The sequence below is a fragment of the Symbiopectobacterium sp. Eva_TO genome (genome assembly GCF_053848865.1).
Genome location: NZ_JBSPEY010000004.1, coordinates 2,856,922 through 2,873,917, shown reverse-complemented (window position 1 = coordinate 2,873,917; position 16,996 = coordinate 2,856,922). Strand labels below are relative to the sequence as shown.

Sequence of the window (16,996 nt, the reverse complement as noted above, 5' to 3'; positions counted from 1 at the left end):
TCGGGCCTGTTGCGCTACTGGTGTGATGAAAATCAGGCTGCTGCTACGTCCACCAGGCAGCTCATGGCATTAGGCCCCAGCGTGAGCGGTGAGGTGCCAATATCCAGCGTCAGCACGTTGGCATTGCCGGACTGTTCCACCGCGTGCCACTCTTTCTGACCGAAACCCGGCTCGAACCAGGCACCGGTAGACATGATCACTACGCCAGGAGCCACCCCTTCGGTCACGCGGACACCGGCATAAATACGACCACGCGCGTTAAAGACTTCCACTTGCTGCTCATCAACAATGCCGCGCGCGTTTGCATCCTGCGGGTGCATGTAGAGTGTCTCTTTGCCTGCGGTTTTATTCGCCGCCACCTGCGGTGTTGCGGCCAGTTGGCTATGCAACCGATCCGATGGCTGAATGGAAATAAAATGCAGCGGCCAGCGTTCTGCGGTTTCGGCGCCAAGCCACTCGACAGGCGGACGCCACTCTGGATGCAGGGCGAAATCCTTATAGCCGTAACGGGCGATAGTATCGCTGTACAGTTCGATCTTGCCGCTCGGCGTTTGCAGCGTGTGCTGTTCAGGGCTATTGCGGAACGCATCAAAGAACACAAACGGTTTTTCACCCTGCGGCACATCCAGATGCCCACGCTGCCAAAACTGCTCGAATTCAGGCCATTCCACACCCTGCTGACGCCCACGACACTCTTCATACAGCGCTTCTAGCCATGCCTGCTCATCAGGCCCCTGGGTAAAGGCATCGCCATAACCCAGTCGTTCCGCCAGTTCGCTGAAAATATCATAGTCATTACGCGCCTGATGTTGCGGCGCAATCGCCTGATGCATGGCAAACAGATGGCGATCGCGCGACGATCCGCCCAGATCGTTACGTTCAAGCGTGGTGGTCACCGGCAGCACGATATCGGCCATCTGCGCGGCGGGCGTCCAGACGATATCCTGTACGATAACCGTCTCGGGCCTGCACCAGCCTTCAACCAGACGGTTAAGCTGCTGGTGATGGTGAAACGGGTTGCCACCAGCCCAGTGAATCAGATGGATCTCAGGGTAGCGATGGGTTTCGCCCTTGAAGGTATAGGGTTGGCCGGGATTCAGCAGCATATCCGCAATACGCGCTACAGGAATGGCACGCCCAGGGTTTTTCACCGAGGGAGATTCTGGTGCGGGCGTAGCGATACGCTCATTACCGACACCGTTCATGGAGCCGTGACCAAAGGAGAAACCACCACCCGGCAGGCCGATTTGGCCCAGCATGGCTGACAGCGCGATCATCATCCAATATGGCTGCTCTCCGCGATGGGCGCGCTGCACCGAATAGGCGCAGGTGATGAAACTGCGCACGCCAATCAGTTGGTGCGCCAGACGACGAATGCGCTCGGCGGGAATGCCGGTGATGGCGCTGGCCCACTCCGGCGTCTTCGGCGTGCCATCGCGTTCACCGGTCAGATAATTGCGTAGCGCATCATAGCCCACGCAATAACGCCGCAGAAAATCGGTGTCATCCGCGCCCAGCCGCTGAATTTCGTAACCGAGCGCCAGCATCAACGCCACATCGGTATTTGGACGAATCGGGATCCACTCGGCACCGAGAAAGGCTGGACAGTCGTCACGCATCGGACTGATGTTGATAACCGGGATCTTTTTCTCAGTCAGTTGACGCAATGCCGGTTCCAGACTGTGATATCCCGCCCCACCGGAAGCCACCTGCGCGTTTTTCAGCGCCAACCCGCCAAACGTGAGGAAAATATTGCAGTGTTCTAGCATGCTGCGCCACTCCGTCACCTTGCCGGTTAGCGGCTGAAAAGTGCCGATAACGTAGGGTAAAAAGAATTGCGCTGCGCCCCAACTGTAGTTGCCCTGTTGATCAACGGCACCTCCGCCGGAGAAATAGAAACGTCGCACCTGAGAACGCGCATGGTGAAAGCGCCCCGCAGAAGACCAACCGTAGGATCCGGCGAACAGGCCATCCGCACCGTAACGATCGCGTACGCACTGGTTCTCCTGCGCCACCAGATCGAGTGCGACATCCCAATCTACCTCAACAAAATCTTCTTTGCCGCGCAGCGTGCCATCGCTGTGTTCACGCTTTTGTAACCAGGAACCACGCACGGCCGGGCGGCGGATAAGCTTGTCGGAATAGACCAGCGGCACGATAGAATCAAGCATCGCGGAAGGGGCAGGATCGCTGGCAAACGGCTCGCAGCGGATCAGTTTTCCGTCCTCCACGACGGCGGTAAAAGCGCCCCAATGCGCCAGATGTGGATAACGCTGAATAGCCATTCGCAACCTCAATTCTTTCTCGTGCCACCCTGAATAGCGCGACAACGCAGTCCTGGTAAGAAACAACGCCAAAAACGACGTTAAAAAATCGTAAAAACATTGCCACAAAAAACAATGCCACAGTTATAAAAGAAATACCCCAGACACTTCAAGTATGCGGGTTATGCGGAATATAGCTTTGCTTATGCAGATTTAAACGTTTGTTTAAAACGCACGTTAGGATAGGGTTTAACCCATATCGTTATACACATCTTTTGGCCATTTTTTGAACAGGATGCTCAGAACCCCGTGAATTAAGGCATTCAAGCCATCCCATTGGCTTTTTGAGGTTCAAAATGCCACTCTGAGATAAACCCGTAACTCATTGATTAAACAGTGCGTTAGAAAGATGTGTATAACGAGGTGCGCTAAACCCGGTGTTGAGCATTGGCCAGCAAATCGCGGAAACGCTGCATGTGCACCAGCAATTAACCCCGGTCGCTGCGCGCAAGCGAGCCATTGAATTGCTGGATCTGGTGCGGATCCCCGAGCCGGCCCGTCGCGTTGATGATTACCCACATAACCTCTCCGGCGGACAGCGCCAGCGCGTGATGATCGCCATGGCGGTTGCCTGCCAACCACGCTTGTTGATTGCCGATGAATCCACCACGGCACTTGATGTCACCATTCAAGCCCAAATTCTGGCGCTGCTGGACAGGCTGAGACGAGAATTGTCGATGGGGCTGCTGCTGATCACGCACGATCTCGGTTTGGTGTCTCAGTGGGCCGATCGCGTGGCGGTAATGTATGCCGGTCAAAAGGTCGAAGAGGCTGCCACTACGCAACTGTTTAACACACCGCAGCACCCCTACACGCGCGGGCTGCTCGGCACCTCGCTGCATATGGATCAGGACATGCATTACCGGGATTCGCGCCTGCCGGAAATCCACCATCAGCCTGACGCGCAAGGTTCTACTTTCACGTTGATTACACCGCCGCCGTTGGTGCATAGCCCGCGCCAGACCGATCAACAGCCGCTGCTGTCACTGCGCGATGTCCACACCGAATACCAGACCGCACAAGGGAAAGTCAGCGCGGTAAATGGCGTATCACTGGATATCCATCCGGGAGAAACCCTGGGGGCTGGTCGGCGAATCCGGCTGTGGAAAATCGACCCTGTCAAAAACCATCCTGCGCCTGCTACCCACCTCACAGGGCAACATCATTTTTGACGGTGAGGATATCACCCACCACAACGCGTCACGTCTGGCGTCACTGCGTCAGCGTGTGCAGATGATATTTCAGGATCCTTACGCATCGCTTAACCCACGCCACAGCATTCAGCACATTCTGGAAACCCCACTGGTGGTGCACGGCATGGGTTCGCGGGCCGAGCGTCAACGTGCCGTGCGCGATATCCTTGATAAGGTCGGGCTACCACAACAAAGTCTGGAGCGTTACCCGCACGAATTTTCTGGTGGACAGCGCCAACGCATTGGGATTGCCCGCGCGCTGGTGATCAAACCTTCGCTGGTGATCTGCGATGAGCCGGTCTCTGCGCTGGATGTGTACATTCAGGCACAAATTCTCAACCTGCTGGTGGAACTGAAAAACGACATGGGGCTGGCGCTGCTGTTTATCTCACACGATTTGGCCGTGGTGTGCTATATCGCCGATAACGTGATGGTGATGCACAACGGCAACTGCGTAGAACAAGGCGACAGTTACCGTATCTGGCATCAGCCGCAACACCCTTATACCCGAACTCATCGATGCAGTACCGGGCGCGACGCCGCGTACCGCACAAAATATCCCTGCGGTCACTCACCCAACCGTTCACCTGACAGAGAGACAAACGGCATGAATTTGGGCATTCAAGGAAAAAAAGCATTGGTGTGGGGAGCCAGTCGTGGTCTGGGAAAAGCGGCAGCGCTGCAACTGACCCAGGAAGGCGTTGAGGTCACCTTACTGTCACGCACAGCACAGGCATTGCACGAAGCTCAAGAGAGCATTTTGCTGCAAACCGGCGTGCGTCCGCATGCCGTTGTGGCGGATATCACCACAGAAGCAGGCCGACAAGCGGCCATTGACGCCTGCCCTACTCCCGACATTCTGATCAATAACGCCAGCGGCCCAACGCCGGGTGATTTTCGCGAATGGCAGAGACAGGATTGGCTCGATGCTCTCGACAGCATGATGCTCGGCCCGATTGCCATAATACGCCTCACGGTAGATGGCATGGCAGAGCGTGGTTTTGGCCGCATCATCAATATCACCTCGCGCAGCGTCAAGATCCCACAACTGGAACTCGGCTTGTCCAATAGTGCACGCTCAGGCCTGACGGGCTTTGTCGCCGGGTTGGCGCGTACGCAAGTGCACCGCAACGTGACGATCAACAACATTCTGCCTGGGGTTATTATTTAGCGTTTATACTCGTTTCCATATGCTCACTGCTAGAGGGCAAAAGCTCTGATTAATAATCTTTTTTTAGGTTTAACTCTTCATATTCGTTTCCTTTCATTCACTCTCTTACAGTAAAATGTGTATAAACTTTCGCGTAAAACATTGAGGTGTGTAGTGGGCGGAGATCTGAACAAACTGTCTGACAAGCGGCTTAAAAATCTGATGGGGACGACTCGTGATAAGCCTGAGTTCTTTGCTGATGGAGCAGGCCTTAGCGTGAGAGTGTCACCAGTCGGCGGCATTAGCTGGACATTCACCTATCGCAACAATGGGGTACTTCAGCGCGTGACGTTGGGGCGCTATCCCGATATGAGTCTGAAGAAGGCGAGGGAGAAGCGCGACGAGTGCCGGACATGGCTATCTGATGGCAAAGACCCGAAGCGGCAGCTTAAGCTTAAGAAACAGGAATCACTCAAGCCAGTAACGGTTAGGGATGCAATTGAGTATTGGGTAAAACATTATGCTATGGGAAGAGTGAGTAGCATTAATAATAAGATGCAACTATTAAAAAAGCATATTTATCCCTACATAGGGAATATGGCTGTATCCGATTGTGAAACTCGTTATTGGTTAGAGTGTTTTGACCGTATGAAACACATTCCGGTAACAGCGGGGAAAGTGTTTCAGATATGTAGACAAGCGTTAAAGTTCTGTCGGGTTCGTCGATATGCGCCAAACAATGCGTTAGATGATCTAACTATAGCTGATGTGGGTAAAACATCAGGAAAAAGAGATAGAGTGTTAACTGATACAGAAATCGGTCAGCTATGGTTATTCATAAACAATAATAATTCATTACTGCCTTACTATTCCGTATGGTTGAAAATATTAATGGTTTTTGGCTGTCGAAGCGGAGAGGCTAGATTATCCCGTTGGGATGAATGGGATTTAGATAACGGGTTATGGACTGTTCCTAAAGAGCATAGCAAAACTGAGACGCCTATAATTAGACCTATACCCGAAAAGATACGACCATGTATTGAGATATTGCGCGCCCATAACTTACGAACCGGGTATTTTCTTGGAGAAATAAAGAAGGATTGCACGGTAGCCGCATTTGGCGGGAAAATATGTAAAAAACTCGGCCACGATAAACACTGGACGCCTCACGACCTGCGCCGGACGCTGGCAACCAAGCTGAATGACATGGGGGTAATGCCGCATGTGGTAGAGCAGCTTCTAGGCCATGCTATGCCGGGAGTCATGGGTATCTACAACCGGAGTCAGTACTTGCCGGAGAAACTGGACGCGCTAAATCGGTGGATGGACAGACTTGATGAACTGGCAGAAAAGAGTGTGCTACCGGATGGATTAATTAAACGGTAGCCAAACGTAATTTTATTTATTGAAAATATTTCCATGTCAAAAATAAATGGATGGAAATAGAGAGAAATAAATCTGAATGTCCTATTCCAGTGTGGAGAAGAATAACCGCTTCTCCGCCCTGTTTACTTTCTTATCTAACTCTGAAAACATACTTAAAAATACTGAAGCATGGAGATGATAGCGTGGCTCATAAATACGTTTACCCCACGGATGAAGAACGCCGAAAGTTGCTTAATTCCGTCAACGAACCCTACGAACGTTTTATTCGTGAAGATGAAAGGCATAAGCTTACCGCGATAGGAAAAATCAGTGCGTGGAAATGGGAACAGGAAGGACGATTTCCCAAACGTATTAAGCTTGGCGCAACCTCGAATGCGTGGCGCTTGAGCGAAGTGTTGCACTGGATGCAAGATCCGCCTGTCAGGGATTTAAGCAAAAACAAGCAATCTAGCACCAATTAACAAATAAGGTCTAACCATGTTAACGATAATTTCCGGTAATAACCGGAACGGGTATCCCTACGCCTTAAATAAAGTGGGCGATATATTTCAGTGCGGCATTCCTCCGTTTCAAACGGAGGGATTAATTGACTTGGGGAAGGCCAGCCAGAAAGAAGCCTTCTCCTTGGCTGGCTCATTGAGCTTAATATTTAGCTCAATCAAAGCGACAGCAACGGGCAGCGCCGGGGTCACTGTATCGATGACCTCTGAGGATTCAGCGGGTTATGCCAATTTGAGCTCGCCAAAATCGGCGAGTGCAAAATCTCGCCACCACCAGATCCCCATGCCGGAGGTCACTGTGACCTCTCGCAATACAATCAATGGTTTAGCTTCCGCTCATATGGTGGGGGTATGTGCAGATAACCATCTGAATGAAAAAGCAAATTCTGGATTTGTGCAGACGGCAGGCAAAGAAAAAGGGCCACGTCCGGCCCTTCGAATCATGCAGTTGCTCACTTGTGAGGAAGCGAACGAATTACACCACAATTCGCACTTGCAAGCTACTGGCTTCGCTCCATACCAACAGACTAGTCAGGCTTTGGGTTCAATGCCTCGTGACTGTAATTCTTTGCGCCCAAGAGTTTTAAACCAGTTACCCAAGCTCATACCGGATTCAAGCGCCGCAGCCTCGAATTGTTCTTTTAACTCGGGGGGTATCCTGATCTGGAATGTTGGCGCTTTTCCATCTTTAGAAGTTTTTTTATCGCGTTTGATAGTTGACATGCACGTACCTACAGGTTTAGGATTAAATTTAATGGGTACGTACCTAAGCATGGTAAAACCTGTTTCTAATCCGCCCTTGAAAGGTGTTACCAGCACCAAACAAGGGCTAACCAAACCGTTAGTTGGAGTAACAGTTATGGCTGAGCATCAGCATACCCAAACTCGCCCTGAATTTCTAGAAACATACTGGATCGTCCCGTGCTATTCGACCACGCCCTACGGCAAAGTGTCGTTCACACGCCGAGACCGCCGTACCTTCATCGCCATGTTCAAAGACAGCCGCCTGATATGGGCTGGTCGTCAACCTGTGCAAGGAAGGGTCAACATCACCCCACCTTCAACCTCAACCATAACGGAAATCGTTACAGTTCAGGAGGTGGCACATGCGTAACACACCAATCCCTCTCGATACCGCAGCATTCCGTGCAAGTGCAGCCTGTTCACTGTATGAAGTCATTCTTGATAAGGCTAATGATGAAAAAGTATCTCCGGTTCTTATCGACTTACTCAGTATAGCGTGTGACCTCAACTGCGAAGTTAGCCGCACGTTGGCTGCTGTGATGGAGGACGCCGCATGAGTCGCTATCACGTCGAGAATACCCCGGACGGTATCAACATCTCGCAACACACCGCTGAGCGCCTGTACGAGCATGTAGACCTCATCCCCTACGCCGATGCCATGACGCGCCTTGACGCTGGTGAGTGGGATGACGACCTAAATTTGGCGTTTGAGATTGCCCGCAAATGGGAGCAGTCCGACTACGACTACACCAACCATGACGCGCTGCTGCTCTGGCGCTGGGTGATTGCCTTCGCCTTTAACCATGAGCAGCGTGTGGCCAACGGCACCGTTACCGTTGAGTGGAGACCGGGCGAGTTCCGTGAATGTGCGGTTTATCAGGGCGAATATGGCGCGATGAACCTTTATCTGTCCACTGAACGTTTCGCGATGGCTAACAACATTGAGGGGGCGCTGATTAAGAAATACGGCGCAGAACAGGGAACGATAAACGCTATCCAGTTCTATTCCGCCATGCGGGATGAAAACGGTGGCCTCTCCGATATGGGGCGTGAGGTGCTATCCGAGTTGCATGATGGCTTCATTCAGCAAATCAACAAATCCGGGATGCCGGAAGCGCCAACCGCACACTGAGGGGGAAATATGACACTGGTAACAAAAAATTTCCGCCTTAATGCGCTGGCTAACCAGTATTCGGCGGTGCTGTATGACCATCTGACCACGACCAATGGTGGGGAGCACTTTGTGATTAAAACTGTATCCCCCATTGAAGTTCAGATAGTTGGTGGGGTGAAAGGCGTCCGTGACCTCGTGGATAGCTATTTTCTGGAAGCCTTGCAGCAGAACTACAGGCTATGGGAGGACGCTGCCATACGGTTGTTGGAAAAGTGCGTCACCGAGTGCGGATTGACGGCCTACGGTGCTGAAATCTGGCAGTCGATGGTGACAGATATGACGTCAACGCTCGGAGGTGGGTATGACTACTTTTGTCGATGATATCCGCCTCAAGGCTAACGGGCATTGGGAGCCAATTCTGGAACGCCTCGGCATATCGACCAACCGCAAGGAAAGCGAATGTCCTAGCTGCGGCGGGGAAACCCGCTACCGCTTCGACAATTTGGAGGGCCGCGGAACTTACCTGTGTTCGCACTGTGGCGCAGGAACGGGGCTGGATTTGGTGATGAAGGTCAAGCAATGCACCGCACTCGAGGCCGCTACGATGGTAGCCGAAGAGATGGCGCTACCGCTGCCGGAGAAGAAGCCAGCCAAAGAGAAGCCTCTGCGCCCGATAGCTGAACGGGTGGCGGCTTTGATGAAAGCTACCCATATGGGCGAGTCCGTCTACCTCAACAATAAGGGGCTGCAAGGCCCCCACCCGTTGCTCAAGGATGGTTCGCTACTGCTGGTACTGCGCACGATGGCGGGTACGGTAACAGGTGCTCAGACCATACGGCCCACTGGAGAGAAGCGCCTACTCGCGGGTACGAAAAAGAAAGGGGCCTTTATTCCTGTGGGTGATATCCCCGAGAACCCCGATAGCGTGGTGATCACCGAGGGCTATGCAACAGCGTTGAGTCTGGCTGTGTGCGGCGCTGAAGTAATACTGGCAGCCATTGATGCGGGCAATTTGCTTTCTGTTGCTCAAGCCGTGCGCGAGCGCTGGCCCCAAACGCCAATCATCATAGCCGGAGATAACGATGTAACCCCGGAGGGTAAGAACGTGGGTAAGCATGCTGCCGAGGAAGCCGCACGTGCCGCTTCTTGCCTGTTTGCCGTGCCGCCAACTGACCATAAGGCCGACTGGAATGATTACCGCCAGCATAACGGCGTAGAGGCGCTACAACGGGCTTTTGTGGCAAGTACCGTGCTGCCGGAAATGAAGATTGCGGAGGAAGTTGTGCAAACAGAAGACAATGTAGTTGAGATGAAAAAAACAAAGGGCGCAAAGCTGATGCTAATCAGTGACGCCCCCAAAAAGAAGAAACTCACCAAGCTGGGATCTTATATCGATAAGCGGCGCGGCAGGCTTTATCTTGTTGAGCGCCAACAAAATGAGATAACCGAAGAAATCGAAGAGAGAGAAATTTGGCTTTCTGATGAGATGGAAACCGTCGGTATTGGGAGTGATGGAAAAGAGGGATATATCGTAATCAAGATCCTTCAGGAAGGGACGGGTAAGCATATTTATGAAGCCATGCCCCGCCGTGAATTAGGGCTACAGGCTGGATGGGCGCGTTTGCGTTCACGCCAATTTAATCTCACCGCTAAATCTGCCTATCTCATTCTGCTGGCTGATTATTTGCAACGGGAAGGAAACCGGCAAAAATGGGAAATTACCCAAACGGCGGGTTGGCATTGTGGCGCTTATGTGATGCCGGATGGCGAGATTATAGGTAAGCCAGACATTCCGATTGCTTTTTGTGGCGGAACGTCTGCTATCTCCGGCTATATCGTCAGAGGGACGGCGGAAAGCTGGCGTGAACATGTTGCCCCGCTGATACATGGCAATCACTCAATGATGCTGGGTGTCATGGTTGCTTTGGCTGCACCGCTAAATTCCCTCGTTGGCGGAGGCTGTTTTGGTGTGCATCTGTTCGCCCAATCATCAGCGGGTAAAACAACAACGGTGGAGGCCGCGAGTAGTCTTTATGGTGTGCCAGAAATGCTAAAACTGAGCTGGTTCGCGACCACTTACGGATTGACAGTTGAGGCAGCATCACGCAATGACGGCTTCTTGCCCATTGACGAAATCGGTCAGGGTGGCAAAGTGCAGGCCGCCGCTGATAGTGCCTATAACCTCTTCAATGGTGTGGGTAAGGTGCAGGGGGCGCGTGAAGGTGGGAATCGTTCCATCCTGCGCTGGAAGATAGCCGCGCTGAGTACTGGTGAGGTGGATTTCGAGACATATCTCATCACCAACAACATTCAGCCAAAAGCAGGTCAACTTGTCCGTCTGTTGAGTGTGCCTTTTATCGATACTGAGGCATTTAATGGGCTGGAAGATGGTGACGCACATTCAAGAGCTATCAAGCGCGAGTCACAGTTACATTGCGGGGCAGCGGGTCGAGAGTGGATACGCTGGCTGACCGAAAACAAGGAACTCTCAATCAAAACGGTTGCCGATGTAGAAAACGAGTGGTTAGCCAGTCTGCCGGAAGAAGCTTCTCCGCAAGTACGCCGTGTCGCTAGCCGTTTTGCCCTAATGGATGCAGCCGGAGAGCTAGCCGGACATATTACCGGCTGGGAGCCGCAGGAATGCACGGCAGCCATCAAGCGGAGTTTTAGCGACTGGCTGGAAGATTACGGACTGGGCAACCGCGAGAAGCATCAGGTTATTACTCGTGCACGGGATTTCATTCAGCGTTTCGGCATGTCTCGTTTTCAGCCATACACCCACGGCAAGCACAACGGGGAGATGGATACAAACCACGCGGCACGGATTAACGACCTTGCAGGGTATCTGGTGAGTGGCCGTCGCACGGATGGTCGCCTTGAATATCATATCATTCCATCGGTATTTGAAGATGAAATACTGTGTGGTATTCAAGCAAAAGTTGGTGTTGCAGCACTCCACGAAGCTGGGATGTTAGTACGGGCAGAGAAAGATCGTTTAATGAACAAAACTATTTCTATCAACGGAACTCGCCAGCGGTTTTATGTGTTACTTGATGAGCAAGGAAAAGATTAATAAAACTCCGCACGTGACTAAAGAACACTGGGACAACCGGGGCAAGCGGGACAACCTTAGATAAATATATATAAATCAGTTTATTAGGTGTTATTTATCTGTCCCACCATGTCCCAACTTATCCCGGTAAAGTTCAAGACAGTGTTGGAGCAAATGGATTTTTCTAGCTAGCAGAGTATTTATCATGAAGCTGGGACGAAGAAGATATGAGAATGGGACAACTCTGGGACAAGGATTTTCATATATTCAATTGAATTTTAATGGTTATTTTAAATCTGTCCCGATATCCCAGTTGTCCCGGTAGTTTTTGCATGAGTAAAGAGCATTTTTTCAATGCCTCGGTACGTCACCTAAGCCAACACGCCAGCCAAAGGAAAAGCTTCTTCTCTGGCTGGCCTACCCAGCTTACAAACGACGCAGGGATAAATGCTTGAGCACCTCACTAATAGGAGATACGGACATGCCATTATTAGCACGAGAAATACAGCATATTAAGACCGACCGTCAGGCGTTGATTAATAGCGGCGTCGAACCCGAGCATGTTTATCAGGTATTGACGCTTATCGAGTTACAGCGTATCCGCAGCGGAATAGAGAATCAGGAGGTGCTGCTTGAATCGATATTCGAGGTCACCAGAAAGATAGAGGACTCGCTGCCGATATACAGATAGTCATGTTAAAATACCCCATCCTCTTCTGACATTAAGGCCCTATTATGCGGGATATTCAGCTTGTGCTTGAAAGGTGGGGAGCGTGGGCGGCGGATGAGGGTATTGATGGAAAATGGAAGACGACATCGATATTTATGAAGGGCGTTATTCCTTCCAGTAAAAAATCACTACCCAGTTGCTGTGATGATGACGGTATAAAGATAGATGCGGCTATTAGACGGCTAAAGCATTACAACAGCTATTACCATCAACTTATCCATCTGCATTACTTAAAGCGCCAGTCAGTGAGCACCATTGCTAACCGTCTCGGCATTTCAAGGGTGTTGGTTATCAAACGTCTACAGGCTGCTGAGGGTTTTGTTGAAGGCTGTCTTGCGATGGCTGATATCACCCTTGAAATGGATAAATCCGTACAAAGGGAAAATATTTACCAGCGCTGACGATAAAAATAATCGTATCTGGATAAATAAATACTTTTTATATTCGTTCGTGGCCGTTTATTTTCGTTCACTTTAAAGAAGAGCATCAGTGATTATATTTATTTCTGCATTCTACAGGTGTAAAATATTTCCTGTTCAGACATAACTAAGTTCTTGCAATACTTTTTGTGGTAGCGGCGGTTATCCTTCACACAGTAACCGCTGCGCTTTTTTATGGTGTTGCAGGTTTATTCCCAAACAGACAGAGATGCCATGAAAAAATTAATTGAATTACGCCAGCAAAAAACGGCTATTGCTGAACAGATGCGAACCCTATTAACGCAATCTGAACAGGAAAAACGCAGCCTGAATGACGAAGAAGCGAAACAGTTTGATGAATTACGTTCACAGGCTGATTCCCTGAATACCGATATTTCCCGCTATGAAGCCATTGTCGAGGAAACACGCGCCAAGACTGATATCACTCCCCCGGCGAGCCAGCCGCTTACCAACGCAGAATTACGCCACTATGTGATGACCGGTGATACTCGTTCATTATCAACCAGCGTTTCAGACGATGGCGGCTACACGGTTATCCCCGAACTCGACAAACAGATTATGCGTCGTCTGACGGATAACTCCGAGATGCGTCAGATTTGTACCGTGAAGCGGGTTCACAGCAACGAATATAAAAAACTGGTGTCGCTGGGTGGGGCTACTGTCACGCACGGCGTAGAGGGCACTGCACATGCAGAAACGAATACCTCAAAGTTAGCCGATGTCAGCATCAAGCTCTTCCCAATCTATGCCTACCCCAAGACCACGCAGGAAATTCTTGATTTTAGCGACGTCGATATTCTCTCCTGGCTGACCGAGGAAATCGCCGACACCTTTACCGAGACCGAAGAAACAGATTTGGTTACGGGGGATGGCGACAAGAAAGCTAAAGGCTTTCTGGCCTATACCCGTGAAGCCAAAAACGATAAAGACAGAGAGTTTGGCAAGCTGGAAAAGCTGGTCACTGCCGGCGCTGCACCAACGGCTGACGAGTTAATCGACCTGATATTCAAGCTGAAGAAGCAATACCGCAAAAATGCCGTATGGGTAATGAATTCCAATACCGCCGCGACGCTGCAAAAGCTGAAAAACAGCAACGGCGATTACATTTGGCGCGACCGGATGCAGGCAGGCGACCCTGATATGTTGTTAGGTCATCCCGTGCATTACCTTGAGTACATGCCGGATGCGGCAGCGGGCAAGGCGGTATTGGCGGTAGGCGACTTCAAGCGCGGCTATACCATCGTTGACCACGAGACCGGCACCCGTACCCGTCCAGATGCGATCACCGAGCCGAACTTCTTCAAGCTGCATACCAGCAAGTACCTCGGCGGCGGGCTGGTTGACTCCAACGCTATCAAAGTGCTGGAAATCAAAGCGGCAGGAAGCGGCGGAACGGGTGGTTAAGGGTGACTCACTCAATGAATACCCATGATATCGAAATCCGCACAGCCACCCTTACCCGGAAAGACCAAGCGTTGACCGGGTATGCGGTGAAGTGGAATAGCTGTTCACATGTGCTGTTCGATGAATTTGTTGAACAGTTCGCCCCCTATGCCTTCCGTGACCATCTGGCGGCGGGTCAGGATGTCTTGGCGCTCTGGGAGCATGACCCCAAGAGCTTATTGGGCAGAACGGCTTCCGGCACGCTGGCATTGCATGAAGATGAAACCGGGCTGCACTTCGCCCTGAATCCCCCGGATACGCAGTTAGGCCGGGATGTGCTGACGATGGTAGAGCGTGGTGACATTACTGGGATGAGCTTTGGCTTTCGTGCGCTAAAAGACTATTGGAATATTGCCCGTAAACCCCACGTGAGAACCGTGCAACGCGCTGAGCTAAAGGAAATTACTATAACCAGCCTCCCCGCCTATCCTGAAAGCGCCGTTGAGATAGCCAGAAGGTCACTGCATCAATCAGCTAAAAATGTAGCCGATAACCGCCGCCGCTGGCTGCAATGGGTGGCGGTGTGAACATGTGGCCCTTCAAACGTAAGAGCGAAGCCCGCAGTCTGACGATAGATGAGTTTCTCTCTCTGGCCGGTGTTCCTAACTCTGCTTCCGGGGAATATGTATCGCCGACAACGGCTGAATCGCTACCCGCTGTGATGAATGCCGTGACGGTGATTAGCGAAGCCGTCGCAGCCATGCCCTGCTACCTGTACCGGGTCACGCACCATGACGGGCAGGAGGCGCGGGAATGGCTCAGTGACCACCCGGTTGATCACCTGCTGAACGAAGCCCCCAACGACTGCCAGACGGCCTACCAGTTCAAGCGGACGCTGATGCGCCACTGTCTGCTGAACGGTAACGCCTATGCCGTCATTGAGTGGGGAAAGGACGGACAGCCCAAAAGCTTACACCCTTACCCGCCGCAAGCCGTGACGGTGAACCAGATTGGCGACCATCGTTACGCCTATACCGTTACAGAGCCATATAGCGGTAAGTCGAGAACTTACTTACAACATGAAGTACTGCACCTCAGGTATGCCACTGATGACGGCTTTATGGGGCGCTCACCCATAACACAATGCAGGGAAACGCTGGGGCTTGGACTGGCCCAACAGCGCCACGGTGCCAGCATCATGAAAGATGGGATGATGGCGGCGGGGATTATCAAATCGGGTGACTGGCTCGACGGCGTTAAAGGCGTCAAGGCGCTTGAGGCGCTGGAGCGCTACAAGGGGGCGAGGAATGCGGGTAAAACGCCCATTCTCGAAGGCAACATGCAGTACGAAAAACTGGGCATGAGCAATCAGGATGCGGAATGGCTTGCCTCCCGTCGCATGACGATTGAGGACGTCGGGCGCATGTTCAATGTGAGTCCTATTTTTCTGCAAGAGTACAGCAACAGCACCTACAGCAACTTTAGCGAAGCCAGCCGTGCCTTTCTGACCATGACAATCCGCCCGTGGCTGACCAACTTTGAGCAGCAAATCAAGGCGGCGCTACTGGTGGAGTCCAGCATACCCCATGTGCGCTATCAAATTGAATTTGATTCTGCTGACCTGCTGCGCTCGAACCCGCAAGAACGATTTCAAAGTTACGAGACCGCGATTAAATCCGGGGTGATGAGTCCCAATGAAGCCCGTGAGCGTGAAGGGTTATCACCTCGTGAAGGTGGCGATGAGTTCAGTCAGGCATGGCAGCAGGAAGTGAAGGTGAAGCAGGAGACGACCCCATGAGAGCGGGCGGATTACGTCACCGGGTGACAATTCAACATTTTACCTCCTATCGGGATGCGGGCGGTCAGCCCATTAAAACGTGGCGTGATACAGCTACGGTATGGGCGCAGGTAACAGGTATTAACGGGCGTGAACGTGTAGCGGCAGGCGCGGTATCTGCCGAGGCGACAATACGTGTGTGGATGCGTCACCGCCGTGATGTATCTGCAGCGTCACGATTGCTGTGCCTAACCGGGCCGTTTGCCGGAAAAATGCTGGATATTATCGGTCCGCCGATCCCAGACGATAAAGGCACCCGTCTTGAGTTGCTGTGTAAGGGAGGCGTGAAACGTGGCTGAACTGATTACGCTGGCAGAAGTGAAACTGCACTGTCGCATTGATAAAGACGACGAAGACCCCCTGATACAAGGGTATATCGAGGCCGCGCTAGATGTCTGCCAGAAGCATATCGGCAAGCAGTTCAGCGATGGGATGAAATTTACTCCGGCGCTAAAGGTGGGATGCCTTCTACTGATAGGCTTCTGGTACGAGAACCGGGAAGCAGTGAGAGCAGGCGACAAAGCCAGCGAGTTACCGTTTACCACAAAGAGCCTATGGAATTATTACCGTGACGTAGGAATTTATTGAATGCCATACCAACCATTAAGAAGATGCACAGAGCCGGGCTGCTTTAAGCGTGTGAAGTCTGGCAAGTGTGAGCTGCATAAGCAGGCAGCCAGACGCCTACAGGATAAGCGCCGGGGAACGCATACCCAGCGTGGCTACTCCAGCCAATGGGCGAAGTACCGATTGATATATCTCAAAGAGCATCCGCTTTGTGTGATGTGCGAGAGCAAAGGGATTTATACCCCCGCGAAGATAGTTGACCATATCATTCCGGTCGATGGTGGCAGTGATGTGCTGTTCTGGTGGAAAGATAACCATCAGGCGCTATGCATGAGTTGCCACTCCCGCAAGACAATGACGAAAGACCCGCAGACCAAAGCACAGCGCAAGGCGGGCATGTTCCGCGAACAGGAAGAGAAGGCCGCCCATCGTAATGACTGGATACACGAGTATAACCTTAATGGCATTAAAAATAATTAGATCAAATGCTTATAAATATAAAATAGATAGGTGGGGGGAGTTTTGAGGACAAGGCCCCTACCGTTCTGGGACCACCCGCCTCCTCAAATTTTTATG

The 16,996-nt window shown here is 51.6% G+C and carries 18 protein-coding genes and 1 pseudogene; 17 read left to right on the top strand and 2 right to left on the bottom strand.

Features of this window, described 5'->3' with window-relative positions:
• Positions 1–32: 32 nt before the first annotated feature.
• Positions 33–2,285 carry a molybdopterin-dependent oxidoreductase gene (locus ACWWJF_RS17190; protein WP_455870121.1) on the bottom strand — a complete coding sequence of 751 codons (2,253 nt, stop codon included), beginning with the start codon at positions 2,283–2,285 and terminating at the stop codon, positions 33–35.
• A 404-nt stretch (positions 2,286–2,689) separates the two neighbouring features.
• On the opposite strand from ACWWJF_RS17190, the pseudogene ACWWJF_RS17185 reads away from it, so the two are divergent.
• The 4 genes and pseudogenes from ACWWJF_RS17185 to ACWWJF_RS17170 all read left to right on the top strand — a co-directional run.
• Positions 2,690–4,128, top strand: a pseudogene (locus ACWWJF_RS17185) (dipeptide ABC transporter ATP-binding protein); the annotation flags it as partial.
• Complete coding sequence (locus tag ACWWJF_RS17180) at positions 4,125–4,688, top strand: SDR family NAD(P)-dependent oxidoreductase (RefSeq protein ID WP_455870120.1); 564 nt, start codon at positions 4,125–4,127, stop codon at positions 4,686–4,688. The pseudogene ACWWJF_RS17185 and the gene ACWWJF_RS17180, both read left to right, overlap by 4 nt.
• A 153-nt stretch (positions 4,689–4,841) precedes the next feature.
• On the top strand, positions 4,842–6,053 hold the full coding sequence (locus ACWWJF_RS17175) for a tyrosine-type recombinase/integrase (RefSeq protein WP_455869986.1): 1,212 nt from the start codon (positions 4,842–4,844) through the stop codon (positions 6,051–6,053).
• A gap of 50 nt (positions 6,054–6,103) precedes the next feature.
• Positions 6,104–6,514 carry a helix-turn-helix transcriptional regulator gene (locus ACWWJF_RS17170; RefSeq protein ID WP_455869987.1) on the top strand — a complete coding sequence of 137 codons (411 nt, stop codon included), beginning with the start codon at positions 6,104–6,106 and terminating at the stop codon, positions 6,512–6,514.
• Positions 6,515–7,084: 570 nt separating this feature from the next.
• Here the strand turns inward: ACWWJF_RS17170 and ACWWJF_RS17165 are convergent.
• Positions 7,085–7,276: a toxin-antitoxin system HicB family antitoxin gene (locus ACWWJF_RS17165; RefSeq protein WP_455871145.1), complete on the bottom strand. Its 192-nt coding sequence runs from the start codon at positions 7,274–7,276 to the stop codon at positions 7,085–7,087.
• A gap of 136 nt (positions 7,277–7,412) precedes the next feature.
• On the opposite strand from ACWWJF_RS17165, the gene ACWWJF_RS17160 reads away from it, so the two are divergent.
• The 13 genes from ACWWJF_RS17160 to ACWWJF_RS17100 all read left to right on the top strand — a co-directional run bounded on the left by ACWWJF_RS17160 (position 7,413) and on the right by ACWWJF_RS17100 (position 16,900).
• Positions 7,413–7,667, top strand: a complete 255-nt coding sequence (locus ACWWJF_RS17160) for a hypothetical protein (RefSeq protein ID WP_455870119.1) — start codon at positions 7,413–7,415, stop codon at positions 7,665–7,667.
• Positions 7,660–7,854, top strand: coding sequence for a hypothetical protein (locus tag ACWWJF_RS17155; protein WP_455870118.1), 195 nt, complete (start codon positions 7,660–7,662; stop codon positions 7,852–7,854). Before ACWWJF_RS17160 ends, ACWWJF_RS17155 begins: the two co-directional genes overlap by 8 nt.
• Complete coding sequence (locus ACWWJF_RS17150) at positions 7,851–8,429, top strand: hypothetical protein (RefSeq protein WP_455870117.1); 579 nt, start codon at positions 7,851–7,853, stop codon at positions 8,427–8,429. The genes ACWWJF_RS17155 and ACWWJF_RS17150 overlap by 4 nt, the downstream gene beginning before the upstream one ends.
• A 15-nt stretch (positions 8,430–8,444) precedes the next feature.
• The gene (locus ACWWJF_RS17145) at positions 8,445–8,792 is read left to right on the top strand and encodes a hypothetical protein (RefSeq protein ID WP_455871144.1); all 348 of its coding nucleotides are present in this window, start codon (positions 8,445–8,447) and stop codon (positions 8,790–8,792) included.
• Positions 8,773–11,484, top strand: a complete 2,712-nt coding sequence (locus tag ACWWJF_RS17140; RefSeq protein WP_455871143.1) for a DUF927 domain-containing protein — start codon at positions 8,773–8,775, stop codon at positions 11,482–11,484. Before ACWWJF_RS17145 ends, ACWWJF_RS17140 begins: the two co-directional genes overlap by 20 nt.
• Before the next feature lie 460 nt (positions 11,485–11,944).
• Complete coding sequence (locus ACWWJF_RS17135) at positions 11,945–12,154, top strand: hypothetical protein (protein WP_455869478.1); 210 nt, start codon at positions 11,945–11,947, stop codon at positions 12,152–12,154.
• A 44-nt stretch (positions 12,155–12,198) separates the two neighbouring features.
• Complete coding sequence (locus ACWWJF_RS17130) at positions 12,199–12,594, top strand: antiterminator Q family protein (protein WP_455870116.1); 396 nt, start codon at positions 12,199–12,201, stop codon at positions 12,592–12,594.
• Between the two features lie 252 nt (positions 12,595–12,846).
• A complete protein-coding gene (locus tag ACWWJF_RS17125; protein WP_455869993.1) occupies positions 12,847–14,037 on the top strand; it encodes a phage major capsid protein in 1,191 nt (396 codons plus the stop codon).
• Between the two features lie 14 nt (positions 14,038–14,051).
• The gene (locus ACWWJF_RS17120; RefSeq protein WP_455869196.1) at positions 14,052–14,603 is read left to right on the top strand and encodes an HK97 family phage prohead protease; all 552 of its coding nucleotides are present in this window, start codon (positions 14,052–14,054) and stop codon (positions 14,601–14,603) included.
• Entirely contained in the window at positions 14,588–15,814 is a 1,227-nt protein-coding gene (locus tag ACWWJF_RS17115; protein WP_455869994.1) for a phage portal protein, read from the top strand. Before ACWWJF_RS17120 ends, ACWWJF_RS17115 begins: the two co-directional genes overlap by 16 nt.
• Complete coding sequence (locus tag ACWWJF_RS17110) at positions 15,811–16,152, top strand: phage head closure protein (RefSeq protein WP_455869198.1); 342 nt, start codon at positions 15,811–15,813, stop codon at positions 16,150–16,152. Before ACWWJF_RS17115 ends, ACWWJF_RS17110 begins: the two co-directional genes overlap by 4 nt.
• Positions 16,145–16,441, top strand: coding sequence for a head-tail connector protein (locus ACWWJF_RS17105; protein WP_455869199.1), 297 nt, complete (start codon positions 16,145–16,147; stop codon positions 16,439–16,441). Before ACWWJF_RS17110 ends, ACWWJF_RS17105 begins: the two co-directional genes overlap by 8 nt.
• Positions 16,442–16,900, top strand: a complete 459-nt coding sequence (locus ACWWJF_RS17100) for an HNH endonuclease (RefSeq protein ID WP_455869995.1) — start codon at positions 16,442–16,444, stop codon at positions 16,898–16,900. It begins immediately after the preceding gene.
• Positions 16,901–16,996 lie beyond the last annotated feature (96 nt).

Bases quoted from the DNA above. Each gene is read 5' to 3' on its own strand.
- ACWWJF_RS17190 (WP_455870121.1), bottom strand. From the start codon at position 2,285: ATGGCTATTCAGCGTTATCCACATCTGGCGCATTGGGGCGCTTTTACC.
- ACWWJF_RS17180 (WP_455870120.1), top strand. From the start codon at position 4,125: ATGAATTTGGGCATTCAAGGAAAAAAAGCATTGGTGTGGGGAGCCAGT.
- ACWWJF_RS17170 (WP_455869987.1), top strand. From the start codon at position 6,104: ATGGAAATAGAGAGAAATAAATCTGAATGTCCTATTCCAGTGTGGAGA.
- ACWWJF_RS17165 (WP_455871145.1), bottom strand. From the start codon at position 7,276: ATGTCAACTATCAAACGCGATAAAAAAACTTCTAAAGATGGAAAAGCG.
- ACWWJF_RS17160 (WP_455870119.1), top strand. From the start codon at position 7,413: ATGGCTGAGCATCAGCATACCCAAACTCGCCCTGAATTTCTAGAAACA.
- ACWWJF_RS17155 (WP_455870118.1), top strand. From the start codon at position 7,660: ATGCGTAACACACCAATCCCTCTCGATACCGCAGCATTCCGTGCAAGT.
- ACWWJF_RS17150 (WP_455870117.1), top strand. From the start codon at position 7,851: ATGAGTCGCTATCACGTCGAGAATACCCCGGACGGTATCAACATCTCG.
- ACWWJF_RS17140 (WP_455871143.1), top strand. From the start codon at position 8,773: ATGACTACTTTTGTCGATGATATCCGCCTCAAGGCTAACGGGCATTGG.
- ACWWJF_RS17135 (WP_455869478.1), top strand. From the start codon at position 11,945: ATGCCATTATTAGCACGAGAAATACAGCATATTAAGACCGACCGTCAG.
- ACWWJF_RS17130 (WP_455870116.1), top strand. From the start codon at position 12,199: ATGCGGGATATTCAGCTTGTGCTTGAAAGGTGGGGAGCGTGGGCGGCG.
- ACWWJF_RS17125 (WP_455869993.1), top strand. From the start codon at position 12,847: ATGAAAAAATTAATTGAATTACGCCAGCAAAAAACGGCTATTGCTGAA.
- ACWWJF_RS17120 (WP_455869196.1), top strand. From the start codon at position 14,052: ATGAATACCCATGATATCGAAATCCGCACAGCCACCCTTACCCGGAAA.
- ACWWJF_RS17115 (WP_455869994.1), top strand. From the start codon at position 14,588: ATGGGTGGCGGTGTGAACATGTGGCCCTTCAAACGTAAGAGCGAAGCC.
- ACWWJF_RS17110 (WP_455869198.1), top strand. From the start codon at position 15,811: ATGAGAGCGGGCGGATTACGTCACCGGGTGACAATTCAACATTTTACC.
- ACWWJF_RS17100 (WP_455869995.1), top strand. From the start codon at position 16,442: ATGCCATACCAACCATTAAGAAGATGCACAGAGCCGGGCTGCTTTAAG.